Annotated in this window: 11 protein-coding genes, 2 pseudogenes and 1 CRISPR repeat array; of the genes and pseudogenes, 2 read left to right on the top strand and 11 right to left on the bottom strand. The window is 37.2% G+C overall.

Features of this window, described 5'->3' with window-relative positions:
* Nucleotides 1-615: 615 nt before the first annotated feature.
* The 10 genes and pseudogenes from truA to BALCAV_RS19015 all read right to left on the bottom strand — a co-directional run bounded on the left by truA (nucleotide 616) and on the right by BALCAV_RS19015 (nucleotide 9,203).
* Nucleotides 616-1,341 (bottom strand): tRNA pseudouridine(38-40) synthase TruA, encoded by a 726-nt coding sequence (gene truA / locus BALCAV_RS19060; protein ID WP_003323338.1) that lies wholly within the window; start codon nucleotides 1,339-1,341, stop codon nucleotides 616-618.
* 34 nt (nucleotides 1,342-1,375) lie between these two features.
* Nucleotides 1,376-2,320, bottom strand: a complete 945-nt coding sequence (locus tag BALCAV_RS19055; RefSeq protein ID WP_003323339.1) for a TRM11 family SAM-dependent methyltransferase — start codon at nucleotides 2,318-2,320, stop codon at nucleotides 1,376-1,378.
* A 148-nt stretch (nucleotides 2,321-2,468) separates the two neighbouring features.
* Nucleotides 2,469-2,933, bottom strand: a complete 465-nt coding sequence (locus BALCAV_RS19050) for a DinB family protein (RefSeq protein WP_003323340.1) — start codon at nucleotides 2,931-2,933, stop codon at nucleotides 2,469-2,471.
* A gap of 317 nt (nucleotides 2,934-3,250) precedes the next feature.
* Nucleotides 3,251-3,439 carry a YfhD family protein gene (locus tag BALCAV_RS19045; RefSeq protein ID WP_003323341.1) on the bottom strand — a complete coding sequence of 63 codons (189 nt, stop codon included), beginning with the start codon at nucleotides 3,437-3,439 and terminating at the stop codon, nucleotides 3,251-3,253.
* Nucleotides 3,440-3,531: 92 nt separating this feature from the next.
* Entirely contained in the window at nucleotides 3,532-4,977 is a 1,446-nt protein-coding gene (locus BALCAV_RS19040; protein WP_003323342.1) for a DEAD/DEAH box helicase, read from the bottom strand.
* 69 nt (nucleotides 4,978-5,046) lie between these two features.
* Entirely contained in the window at nucleotides 5,047-5,247 is a 201-nt protein-coding gene (locus BALCAV_RS19035) for a cold-shock protein (protein WP_040324249.1), read from the bottom strand.
* 441 nt (nucleotides 5,248-5,688) lie between these two features.
* Nucleotides 5,689-5,946, bottom strand: a pseudogene (locus BALCAV_RS19030) (glucose-6-phosphate isomerase); the annotation flags it as partial.
* Nucleotides 5,947-5,988: 42 nt separating this feature from the next.
* The gene (gnd, locus tag BALCAV_RS19025) at nucleotides 5,989-6,882 is read right to left on the bottom strand and encodes a phosphogluconate dehydrogenase (NAD(+)-dependent, decarboxylating) (RefSeq protein ID WP_003323360.1); all 894 of its coding nucleotides are present in this window, start codon (nucleotides 6,880-6,882) and stop codon (nucleotides 5,989-5,991) included.
* A 67-nt stretch (nucleotides 6,883-6,949) separates the two neighbouring features.
* Nucleotides 6,950-8,403: pseudogene (gene zwf / locus BALCAV_RS19020) on the bottom strand (glucose-6-phosphate dehydrogenase).
* Nucleotides 8,404-8,840: 437 nt separating this feature from the next.
* Nucleotides 8,841-9,203, bottom strand: coding sequence for a winged helix-turn-helix transcriptional regulator (locus BALCAV_RS19015; protein WP_003323364.1), 363 nt, complete (start codon nucleotides 9,201-9,203; stop codon nucleotides 8,841-8,843).
* Between the two features lie 203 nt (nucleotides 9,204-9,406).
* Here BALCAV_RS19015 and hxlA point away from each other — a divergent pair, with 203 nt between their 5' ends.
* On the top strand, nucleotides 9,407-10,039 hold the full coding sequence (gene hxlA / locus BALCAV_RS19010; protein ID WP_003323365.1) for a 3-hexulose-6-phosphate synthase: 633 nt from the start codon (nucleotides 9,407-9,409) through the stop codon (nucleotides 10,037-10,039).
* Between the two features lie 7 nt (nucleotides 10,040-10,046).
* The gene (hxlB, locus tag BALCAV_RS19005; RefSeq protein WP_003323366.1) at nucleotides 10,047-10,604 is read left to right on the top strand and encodes a 6-phospho-3-hexuloisomerase; all 558 of its coding nucleotides are present in this window, start codon (nucleotides 10,047-10,049) and stop codon (nucleotides 10,602-10,604) included.
* A gap of 76 nt (nucleotides 10,605-10,680) precedes the next feature.
* On the opposite strand, the gene BALCAV_RS23470 is transcribed toward hxlB, so the two are convergent.
* Complete coding sequence (locus BALCAV_RS23470; protein ID WP_152563069.1) at nucleotides 10,681-10,878, bottom strand: methyltransferase domain-containing protein; 198 nt, start codon at nucleotides 10,876-10,878, stop codon at nucleotides 10,681-10,683.
* Nucleotides 10,879-11,040: 162 nt separating this feature from the next.
* Nucleotides 11,041-12,195: direct repeats of the CRISPR family, unit length 32 nt; unit sequence ATTTCAATCCACGCACCTACATGAGGTGCGAC.
* Nucleotides 12,196-12,206: the final 11 nt, after the last annotated feature.

Raw genomic sequence — 12,206 nt, 5'->3', positions numbered from 1 at the left:
ATTCCCTTTCCGGCTCTAATTCACTGGCTTTTGACATCATTGCGGCTCTATGATTCCCTTTCTGGCTTTGATTCACCGGCTTTTGACTTCATAGAGAGGCTATGATGCCCTTTGCTGCTCTGATTCAATGGCTTTTGGCATCATTCTTTCTGGCTTTAATTCATCGGCTTTTGACTTCATTGCGGACGTATGATTCCCTTTCCGGCTCTAATTCACTGGCTTTTGACATCATTGCGGCTCTATGATTCCCTTTCTAGCATTTATTCACTGGCTTTTGACATCATTGCAGCTCTATGATTCCCTTTCCGGCTTTAATTCAATGGCTTTTGGCATCATTGCGGCTCTATGATTCCCTTTCCGGCTTTGATTCACCTGCTTTTGACTTCATTGCAGCTCTATGATTCCCTTTCTGGCTCTAATTCACTAGCTTTTGACATCATTCCAGCTCTATGATTCCCTTTCCGGCTTTGATTCATCTGCTTTTGACATCATTGCTGCTCTATGATTCCCTTTCCGGCTTTGATTCATGTGCTTTCGGACTCATTGAGAGCCTAATATTAGCCAAAAAAAACTCCCTCCATTTATAGATGGAAAGGAGATTTTACTATTATCAATTCAAACTAAAAACAACCCGGCTGCTTCTGCCATTCTTCCGGTTTGATTTCGTTCTTTTTTCTCAATAATGGCTGGGATATCCTCTGCCTCGATTCGTCCTAACCCGACTTCGATTAAAGTTCCGACGATTTTCCTAACCATATTGTACAAAAAGCCATTTCCAGAAATACGAACTTCAATTAAACCATTTTCTTTTGTAATTTCGAACGAATAAATTTCGCGAACTTTTGTTTTTTTGTTTGATTTAGCATTGGAAAAAGCGGTAAAATCATGTTCACCAATAAAAAAACTCGCGGCCATTTTCATTTTTTCAAGATCTAACGGTTCTTCAATATGTGTGCTATATTTGCGTATAAATGGGTTTGTATAAGCCTCATTCCAAATTTTATATAAATACATTTTTTCTGTCGTATGAAAACGGGCATGATATCTATCCGCTACAATCTCAACATTAGTCACAACGATGTCTTGCGGCAAATATTTATTAAGATACGTTTGGACTGCCTGTTCTGTCATCTCTTTTTCCATTTTAAAATTTGCAATTTGAGCCAATGCATGCACTCCCGCATCCGTTCGCCCACTGCCAATAATTTCAATCGGTACTCCTGCCATTTCACTAACGACATGCTCAATTTTGGCCTGAATGGTATTTTCACCATTCCCTAAACGTTGCCAGCCTTTATAACGACCACCATCGTATTGAATCGTTAACTTATAATTATTCATAATTGCTAAACTCCTTTATCTATCCAAACAACTTCTATTCACAAACAAGTACTTCACGTTCAAATCGACTCTTTTTTACAACGCAACGATCTTTAATAAAAAATCCAACCTTTTCTAAAATAGTATCTATCGGTTCAACCGTTACAATGACAAGCCTTTTAGTAAACTTTCTTGCTTGCCTCAACATATTTATTTTTTCTTCTTCTGAGACAACAGAGCACAAATTATAGGGCATATCAATAATTGCTACATCATAGTGTGCTTCAATCGTTCGTATATCTTGTTTTTTTACTTCCGCCTCATGTTGGAAATGGGCAATATTTTCCCTCGCTCCGATTGCTGCAAGTGGGTTAATGTCGCTGCCACTTATTTGAATGCCCATCGAAAGAGCTTCTACCATCACAGTTCCAATCCCACAGCAAGGGTCAATGGCCTTTTGTTTTTCAATTTTTGGTACCGCAATATTCACGACGGCCCTTGCTACTCTTGTATTTAAGGCGGTTGAATACATCCGTGGCTTTTGTTGATGCTTCAGCCAAACGGGTACCGATTCTGTATATTCGCCAAAATACCATGCATCTTCGGTTTTTATCACCGCAAAAGTTTCTGCCGGACATTTAAGGTCAGCTCGTCCGACGATTAATTGGCCAATTTCCCGTTCAATTTGTTTTCTCTTCTGAAAATCAAGCTGTTGCTCAAGGGATAAATCATCGTTTTTTAACATGATCACTTTAAAGCTCTGTTTCGACACTTGATACCCATTCAGCTGTTGTTTCAGTTCAGCTAAGGTGTTAGCTTTGGCCACCACATTTATCCTCGCTTTAAGAAACGGGCTTCGGCTAGGTTCTATTTTTATTGAACTTTCCATTACAAACCGATTATCTTTTACACCAAAAAGGGAACGTTTTTCTAAAAAACTTAACTCAAGCTCATCCTCATGACAATTAAAAATATATAAGTAAATCATTTCTTCTAGCATCTCTTCACCTTTTATCTCTTACCTGTTCTTTTCTTATTATACGGGATTATGGAATGTTTTGCTTGAAAGGAATTGTTCAAGGGGAAATTGCGGATAAAAGGATATGGGTGGCTAGCCATAAGCTAAACTCCACCTCATACTTTTACATCTACTTTTTTAACTTCCGTATGTAGGCGATTTGTCCAATATGATAGGCATTGTGGGTTGCTGCATTGGAAACTAAAGCCCACCATTTAGCTTCCACTGGGTAACCATTTACTTTCAGTTCCAGTTGTTCTTCCGTTAATACATTTTGCCACTGTAACAAAACATTTAAAAGCTGTTCGCTCAGATAAGAAAATTCTACACCTTTATCAACTGAAAAAGTATCCATATTATCCTTTGGTGATGAAACAGCGTTAAAATCAGCGTTTTTATACCTTGCTAGTAAAGTTTCGTTCCAAAAAATAAGATGCTGAACAATTTCAGCAATGCTAAAACTGTCTTCATCAGGTTTCCAAAAGGCCTCCTTCTCAGAAAGTCCTTTTACCGCCTCCTGAAAAGAACTATACCAGCTTCGATCATTGGCATTGGCCAGTAATTGATTCAACAAAATTTCTTTCGCATGAACCATGTTTCCCCTCACACCCTTCAAATCCTTTTCTAACATTACCTTCAACAAAAGTAATGGAAACCCTTCAAAGAAAATAAATCACAAAAAAAGATTCGAGAAACGAAAACTCGAATCTTTTCTTATTTTAAGGGTTTTGAGATAGCCCTTTTCTTTAAAATATACGTCTCGCGGTTATTCAGCAGGTCGATTCGGACCGTTTAATTTCTTATCATAAATATGAGGCTCTTTATTATTTTGTTTTTGCTTATTTTTTGTGCGGTTTTGTTTCGGATTATGATTTGGCTCTGACATAAATACCCTCCTTATCTTTTGTTTTTTTAATGATTATCTGGATTAGCTCGCTCATCGGCCGCAGCTGCCCGTTTTTGTGCTTCAATATCATCATGATCGGCTAATTCTTCAGAGTATTCTTCATCAATCCCATCGCTTACTTTTTCTTGCTTAGGAGTTTGAGATAATTTTGCTTTATTTTTATGTTTGTTATTATGTGATTGTCCTCTTGTCATTCTAATCCCTCCTTATTTTCCCTTAACATTCCCAGCTTGAGCATTAACCATTCATTTGGACAAAATAAAAAAGACAAACAACCGTCGTCTTTTTATTTTCTTGCTATATGAACTTTTAATTGCTTTCCTTTAACAGGTCTTTCTTTCATTGCTTGTAAAACAAGTAGACCTTTCCCATTTAAAATATCCACATACGTCATTTGATCAAAGATCGAAATCACACCAATATCGTCTGTGTTAATCCCTGGGATTTTTGAGATCGTTCCAACAAAATCAACCGCACGTAACTTTTTCTTTTTCCCACCGTTAAAATAGAGCTTTGTTACTTCTTGTTTTAGCTGAGCCGACTTTTCCACTTTTGGAGCAACCGTGGCATTCATTTTTTGTTGGAATTTGGACCGTTGTTTTTGCACATTCGCTTCAGTAGGTACAGGCATTTCTTCAATAGAGAAACCAATCAACTGTTCAATTGTATCTAAATCCTTCTGCTCAGCATCTGATACAAAGGTAATAGCCTTCCCTGCTTCACCTGCACGACCAGTTCTGCCTGTACGATGGACGTAATTTTCAGCTTCCATCGGCACTTCAAAATTAATCACTAAGGAGACTTTTTCCACATCGATACCCCGTCCCGCTACCCCAGTCGCAACTAAATATCGGCATTGACCACTACGAAAACGGTCAATCATAGTAAACCGGTCCCGTTGAGCCATTCCACCATGGAGTTTTCCAAGAGACTTTATCGATTGATTAAGAATACGATACAATTTATCGACTTCAACTTGCGTGTTACAAAAAATCATGCAGCTTTCTGGATTTTCGGTGATGAGGACATCCTTAAGAACAGCACGCTTTTGCTTCTCATCTACATATATTTTGAAATGCTCAATTTTTGTAGCTGTTATTCCTTCTGCTTGAATTTCAATAATTGCTGGTTTTTCCATATAAGTCGAACAAAGCTTTTGAATATCTTCTGGATAGGTCGCCGAAAAAACCATCGTTTGACGCTTTGATGGCAAGCTTTCGATAATCGCTTCCATTTCCTCAATAAAACCCATACTCAACATTTGATCGGCTTCATCAATGATTAAATGCTTAATGTCCTCAACTAACAATGTCCCTTTTTGAATATGATCTAGCACTCGCCCTGGCGTCCCTACGACAATATGGGTTTTCTGCTTAAGCAAGTTTTTCTGTTTCACATAAGAATCCTTACCAAATACAGCGACAGCGTTGATTCTTTTTAAACGCCCGATATTTGTGACCTCATCTCTTACCTGAACCGCTAGTTCTCTTGTTGGAGTTAAAATAAGTGCTTGAGGTTTGTTTTCTGTCCAATCCACTTTTTCCGTTAAAGGAAGTGCAAATGCGAGTGTCTTTCCACTACCGGTTTGTGATTGAACAATTAAATCTTCCCCATTTAAAGCTCGAGAGACCACCTTACTCTGAACCTCAGTCGGCTGTTGAAACTTCATCAATTCAAGGGCCTTTAAAATCGGTTTAGATAATAAAAAATGACTAAAATCATGTCTTTTCATCCTTGCCTCTCCTTCCTTTATTTATTTTAACCAAAAGAAAAAGGGCTCATCAAGTGAGCCCTTTTGTCATTATGCTTTAGTTACGTTAGTCGCTTGAAGTCCACGTTGACCTTGTTCAGTATCAAACGTTACTTTTTGACCTTCGTCTAATGATTTAAATCCTTCGCCTTGGATAGCTGAGAAATGTACGAATACATCATCTCCACCTTCAACTTCGATGAAACCGAAACCTTTTTCTGCGTTAAACCATTTTACTGTACCTTCTTGCATGGATGTTACCTCCTGCGTGGAAAATTCGTTTCCACAATTTTGATACTATTATTGCTCAATTTAGATATCTAAGGCGAAAAAATCAAACACTTATTTCTTCTAACCGAACAAAAATAATTCTTCTTAACAATAACAGACAATTTCTTGAAATGCAAATAGTTTTCGATATAATATTCATAATTACATTATTTTTTGGAAATATTTAGGATTCACAAAACAAAAAACAGTACTTGAACACTGGTTCCTTCTGTATTTTCTAATCCTAAGGTGTTAATCAAAATTATTTTCTTTTTCTGGTCCAAATAATTTGCTTTTAGATTTTTTCCCATATATCTATATGAAAATCGAGCCTTACACCTTAAACTCATACACTGCAGGCAAAGCCAAGGATCAGTATACTATAGTATTATCTATTTGTTAGAGAAAGAAAGGCGTTCCATCACCAAAATAAGAACCACCTATGACAATAACAATCAAAGCATCTGATTGATTTTGTATTTTTTTGACAGCCTGTTTTATACGTGAAAACTCTTCTTTATCATAGGTTAATGGTAAATCAACCCATCCAAGAAAATCAGGGCCCAAACCTTTCTTTTCATGATGCATTCCATGAGTCACTTTTACAAATTCACTTAATCCTTCTACTTCACTCTTTTTCATAAATGGTAAAGCATTGGTATAATCAAACGAAATAGTCATCTTTACATTTACTTCTTATAGCCATTTTTGGTTCTATCCAAATTAATTTTTTTCCACAGCATGTCCACCAAATTCATTTCGCAAAGCAGCCACTACTTTACCTGTAAACGTATCATTGTCTAAGGAGCGATAGCGCATTAATAATGACATCGCGATTACAGGTGTGGCAGCTTGTAAATCCATAGCCGTTTCAATCGTCCATTTCCCTTCCCCAGATGAGTGCATAATCCCTTTAATCTCATCTAATTTAGAATCTTTAGAAAAGGCACTTTCTGTTAACTCCATCAGCCAAGAACGAATAACGGAACCGTGATTCCAAACGCTGGCTACCTTCTCATAGTCAAAATCGAAATCACTTTTTTCTAATACTTCGAAGCCTTCCCCAATAGCAGCCATCATTCCGTATTCAATTCCATTGTGGACCATTTTTAAGAAGTGGCCACTACCTGATTTCCCTGCATATATAAATCCTTTTTCTACAGCTGTATCACTAAAAATCGGCTCGACTATGTTCCAAGCTTCACGATCTCCTCCAATCATATAACAAGCACCATTTCGAGCACCTTCCATCCCACCAGACGTACCAGCATCCATAAAGCTTACACCAACTTCCTTTAGCTCCTTGTAGCGACGAATGGATTCCTTATAGTGAGAATTACCAGCTTCAATCACGATATCTCCCTCACTTAGAAATGGTGTCATTTCACGAATCACCGAATCAACAACAGAATGTGGAACCATCATCCAAAGAACTCGTGGTTTTTCTAAGCCTTGAATAAGGTCTTTTAGGTTTGATTCTCCTTTGGCTCCGTATTTTTTCATTTCTTCCACAGCATTTACATTTAAATCAAATGCTACTACCTCATGTTTATGGTCAATTAAATTTTTCCCTAAATTTAATCCCATTTTTCCTAATCCAATTAATCCAATCTTCATAGTCATCCTCCTAAAACTTTATCTTTCTCAAAATTCTTTTCTTGTTTGCATGACATCTTTAGAAACTTTACCACCACTTATATCCATCTTCTTCTAATAATTGATGAGCAGCCTCTGGTCCCATTGAGCCAGATGAATAAAAATGAAGGACAGCTTTATTTTCTTTAAATGCCTCTAAAATAGGCTCTACCCAATTCCAAGATAGTTCTACTTCATTCCAATGAGCAAAAAATGTCGAATCCCCAACGAGAGCATCAAATAACAATAGCTCATATGCTTCGGGTACGTCCTGATTACTCGCAGAAAAATCTACTGTGATAGGTTCCGTTTTTCCATTTATTGGATTTTTACTATTTAACTGTAACGATACACCTTCATTTGGATTAATATTGATTGTTAAAAGATTAGGTTCAATCTGATCCATTTCCGAATTATCGAAATCCTTTAACGTATTTTTAAATTCAATGACAATCTTTGTTGCTTTTTCTGCCATTCTTTTTCCTGTGCGAATATAAAATGGAACCCCATCCCAGAAGGAATTATCAATCCATAGACGAGCTGCAACAAATGTATCATTTTGTGAAGAAGCCTCTACTCCAGGCTCTTCCCGATATGCTATCACAGGTTCTCCGTTTATTTCTCCGTGCTCATATTGGCCACGAACAACATGAACACCAATAGTATCCCTCTGTAACGGACGTAACGATTCCATCACTTTTCTTTTTCGTTACGAATATCATTTGTGGATATCCGTTTAGGCAAATGCATGGCTGTCATCATTAATAACTGTAGCATGTGATTTTGTACCATATCACGAATGGCTCCTGTTTGGTCATAATAACCAGCTCGTTCTTCAACCCCAACAATTTCACTCGCCGTAATTTGGACATTGGCAATATATCGATTGTTCCATAATGATTGCAATACAGGGTTAGCAAAGGTCAGTGCTTCAAGATTCTGAACCATTGGTTTTCCCAAATAATGATCGATACGATAAATTTCGTCTTCTTCAAAAGCTTTGCTTAGCTTTTCGTTTAATTCTTGGGCAGATTTCAGATCATGTCCAAAGGGTTTTTCGATAATCAATCGTTTCCATCCATTTGTTGAGCCCAATCCACTATCCTTAATGTTCATGGCGATAACGTCAAAAAATTCAGGTGCCATTGATAAATAGAACATTCGATTCTCTTCCATATTCTGTTTTTTTTCGTTTTGTTGAACGAGTTTTAGCAGCTTTTTATAGCCTTTAGTATCGGTTACATCTAAGTGGTAATAACGAAATGGCTTAACAAATTCTTCTTTTTTAGATTTATCATTCAGCAAATGTCTGGAAAATATATGCAAGGAATCGATGACCCTTGACTGAAATTCATCATCAGAACTTTCGCCTCTTCCTACGCCAATAACTGAAAAAGACTTCGGTAATTTTTGATTCAGGTATAAATTAAACAAGGCAGGATAGATTTTTCTTTTAGCTAAATCCCCTGTTGCCCCAAATAATACAAACGTCATAGAATCCATTTAGAACGCCTCACTTTCTTGGCAAGATCTATTTTATAACTACAAGAATTTATGCATGAACACACTTTTTTGAAACACTGTTTATAATTTTTAATGATTGTTAAACATCTTTCCCCTTTTATCCTTTCCATCAAAATTTTTTCTTTCGTACAATCAGCTTGTTTATCCTAGAGACATATTGCTTAGCCCAAACAGTATATAACGTATATTTCATACTTGAAAGTACGCACTTTTTTTGCATATAGTTATTCCAAAATGACATAGTGTAAAAATTAATACTGTAAATATAAAAGTCAAAAAGCCTTGGACAGCGAGGATGTAAACATCACTGTTCAAGGCTTTTAATAGTGTAGTTCCAATTATTTAACCACGGTTAATAATGGCTAACGGTGGTAAGTTATAATTGTCTTAAACGCTGAAAAGAAACCTTATTTCTACTAAGTAGCTGATTTGTCTTCAGTTTCCTTTTCCAATACATTCCCAATGTAATCTTTCCCCCATTCATACATAGCATCTAAAATCGGTATAAGACTTTCTCCATACTCAGTCAATGAATATTCAACTTTTGGTGGAACTACAGGATAAACTTCTCGATGTACGATTAAATGATCTTCAAGTTCGCGCAATTGATTAACAAGCATTCTTTGAGTAATACCCGGCATAAGTGATTTTAATTCACCAAATCGTTTAGTTCCTTCTTTACCTAGATGCCATAAAATCAACATTTTCCATTTTCCACCAATTACTGAAAGTGTCAATTCTTTTTCACAGTTAAATGTTTTTGATCCTAAATTCGGCATTTAATTCACCTCTTCTTTATTTTATATCCTATAGTATACTTTTTATCACTATATGCGGTAAAAGTGCGTACTTTTAATTCAATAACATACTCAGTATACTAAGAAACGTGCTAGTCAGTAAATAGCCTTTCAAAAGGAAACATTTACACCATGTCTATTAACAGCCTCCTAGCACGATATAAAATTAGAAGGAGCGAATATAAATGAAATTACAATTAGCTTTAGATCTTGTCGATATTCAGGGAGCTATTGAATTAGTGAAAGAGGTACAAGAACATATTGATGTTGTAGAAATTGGTACACCTGTGGTGATCAATGAAGGTCTTAGAGCCGTGAAAGAAGTAAAAGCTGCATTTCCTAACTTAACCGTATTAGCGGACTTGAAAATTATGGATGCGGCTGGATATGAAGTAAGCCAAGCATCTGCTGCAGGTGCTGACATCATTACAATTCTTGGAACCGCAGAAGACGAGTCAATTAAAGGTGCAGTAGAAGAAGCTAAAAAACAAGGAAAACAAATCCTTGCTGATATGATCGCCGTGAAGGATATTGCAGCCCGTGCAAAAGAACTAGATGAACTTGGTGTTGATTATATTTGTGTTCACACAGGTTACGATCTTCAAGCTGTTGGAAAGAATTCTTTTGAAGACCTTTCAACGATCAAAAGTGTTGTTAAAAATGCAAAAACTGCCATTGCAGGTGGTATCAAATTAGAAACACTTCCAGAAGTGATTAAACACCACCCAGATTTAGTTATCGTAGGTGGGGGAATCACGAGTAAAGAAGATAAAAAAGCTACAGCACTCGAAATGCAAAAATTAATTAAACAAGGTTAATTCAACCATGCAGACTACACAATATTTAGCCGAAGTCGTGAACGAATTAAATCAAACGGTTCACTTAATTCGTGATTCAGAAGCAGAGAAGTTAATAAATCAGATTTTAGAATCGAAGAAAATCTTTGTCGCTGGTGCAGGCAGATCTGGATTGATGGGTAAATCTTTTGTGATGCGAATGATGCACATGGGGATTGATGCCTATGTAGTTGGGGAAACCGTAACAGCTAATTTAGAAAAGGACGATTTATTAATCATTGGTTCAGGATCAGGAGAAACGAAAACCCTAGTTGCCATTGCTGAAAAAGCTAAAAGCTTGGGAGGTACAGTCGCAGTTATAACCATCTCTCCTGAATCAACCATAGCCAAGTTAGCTGATATTGTTATTAAATTACCCGGAGCCACAAAAGATCAATCCAAAAGCGAGTACAAGACCATTCAACCAATGGGATCCCTTTTTGAGCAAACGATGTTGTTATTTTATGACGCCTTAATCTTGCGCTTTATGAAGAAAAAAAGCTTAGATTCTAACAAAATGTATGGGAAACACGCTAATCTTGAGTAGAGTAAAATATACAAAAAAGCCACATTGTTTCATTTGTGGCTTTTTCTATATATCATCATTTGTATATTAATCTAAGTCAACGGATTGGGAAGAGACAATTCTCTAGGGTGCGCTCTTGTATTAAATAATGTCCGTTACTTTGCAAAATTCGATAACTCTCACTAAAATAGGCATTTAAGTCATCAAGGTGATGAATAAGAACCCGTTCTAATAATAAATCGTCAGAAACAGCTTCAATTTGAGAATCCTTAGCCGTTCTTTTTGAAAGAAACATTATGATTATTGTTGAAATCTTCCTTTGCTGTTTCAATTATTAAAGTCAATACCGATAACTGATTTAATCCCATTTCTAATAAAGCCATTATGTAACCTCCGCACCACTTTTGTGATAGGAACAAGTGGCCTGCCAAAAAGGATTTAACCAACTTTGATTTACCTTTCTAGTCACACACCTACATGAGGTGCGACATAACTCTTTTCAAAACTGGGGGAAACTAGCTCCAATTTCAATCCACGCACCTACACGAGGTGCGACAACTACTAAAGAAGATGTTAAAAGTGTCATGAATATTTCAATCCACGCACCTACACGAGGTGCGACGAAGAGACACGAATAATATATGCTTATCGTCAATTATTTCAATCCACGCACCTACATGAGGTGCGACTGTTGGTATTCAAACTTTATCCTCTAGCTTAAAGATTTCAATCCACGCACCTACATGAGGTGCGACTTGTTTGTTGTGTAAGTATTTGTGCTGACTAGGTATTTCAATCCACGCACCTACATGAGGTGCGACTTCGAGCATAATGATCATCATTATTTTGTGAGATATTTCAATCCACGCACCTACATGAGGTGCGACTCCGCAAGAGTTACACCCTCGATTTGACCATTAATTTCAATCCACGCACCTACATGAGGTGCGACATTTCGATTTAATTCGTAAGAAGCCCTTAAAGTCATTTCAATCCACGCACCTACATGAGGTGCGACAGCTCTCATTACATCCAATCACTGTCTATGGATTATTTCAATCCACGCACCTACATGAGGTGCGACGCGGAAGATGAAGGATACCTATTGTTTAGGTTAATTTCAATCCACGCACCTACATGAGGTGCGACAAAAGCTTACGACTGTGTTCTCTGAACTCGTGAAGATTTCAATCCACGCACCTACATGAGGTGCGACCACTAGCGCCTGTTACCCACGCGACTGTCTCAGATTTCAATCCACGCACCTACATGAGGTGCGACGGAACAAGGGTATACGATAGAACAAGTTCGGACTATTTCAATCCACGCACCTACATGAGGTGCGACGATTAATTAAAAGGGAGATAAGGACGATGAAAAGAATTTCAATCCACGCACCTACATGAGGTGCGACTTAATTAAAATCATGCCCCTTGCACCGCTTCGCAATTTCAATCCACGCACCTACATGAGGTGCGACTAGCTCGACTACTAGCAAGCACCAGAACAGACTAATTTCAATCCACGCACCTACATGAGGTGCGACATTTATAATATTTAATGTACCTGCCCCATACGATATTTCAATCCACGCACCTACATGAGGTGCGACTAATCCTAAAC

It is taken from the genome of Alkalihalobacillus alcalophilus ATCC 27647 = CGMCC 1.3604 (genome assembly GCF_000292245.2).
In the GTDB taxonomy this organism is placed as follows: Bacteria; Bacillota; Bacilli; order Bacillales; family Bacillaceae_D; genus Alkalihalobacillus; species Alkalihalobacillus alcalophilus.
This window is presented reverse-complemented; position numbering and strand designations above follow the sequence as displayed.

Bases quoted from the DNA above. Each gene is read 5' to 3' on its own strand.
- BALCAV_RS19055 (WP_003323339.1), bottom strand. From the start codon at position 2,320: ATGCTAGAAGAAATGATTTACTTATATATTTTTAATTGTCATGAGGAT.
- gnd (WP_003323360.1), bottom strand. From the start codon at position 6,882: ATGAAGATTGGATTAATTGGATTAGGAAAAATGGGATTAAATTTAGGG.
- BALCAV_RS19040 (WP_003323342.1), bottom strand. From the start codon at position 4,977: ATGAAAAGACATGATTTTAGTCATTTTTTATTATCTAAACCGATTTTA.
- BALCAV_RS19050 (WP_003323340.1), bottom strand. From the start codon at position 2,933: ATGGTTCATGCGAAAGAAATTTTGTTGAATCAATTACTGGCCAATGCC.
- BALCAV_RS19045 (WP_003323341.1), bottom strand. From the start codon at position 3,439: ATGACAAGAGGACAATCACATAATAACAAACATAAAAATAAAGCAAAA.
- BALCAV_RS19015 (WP_003323364.1), bottom strand. From the start codon at position 9,203: ATGCCGAATTTAGGATCAAAAACATTTAACTGTGAAAAAGAATTGACA.
- truA (WP_003323338.1), bottom strand. From the start codon at position 1,341: ATGAATAATTATAAGTTAACGATTCAATACGATGGTGGTCGTTATAAA.
- BALCAV_RS19035 (WP_040324249.1), bottom strand. From the start codon at position 5,247: ATGCAAGAAGGTACAGTAAAATGGTTTAACGCAGAAAAAGGTTTCGGT.
- hxlB (WP_003323366.1), top strand. From the start codon at position 10,047: ATGCAGACTACACAATATTTAGCCGAAGTCGTGAACGAATTAAATCAA.
- hxlA (WP_003323365.1), top strand. From the start codon at position 9,407: ATGAAATTACAATTAGCTTTAGATCTTGTCGATATTCAGGGAGCTATT.
- BALCAV_RS23470 (WP_152563069.1), bottom strand. From the start codon at position 10,878: ATGTTTCTTTCAAAAAGAACGGCTAAGGATTCTCAAATTGAAGCTGTT.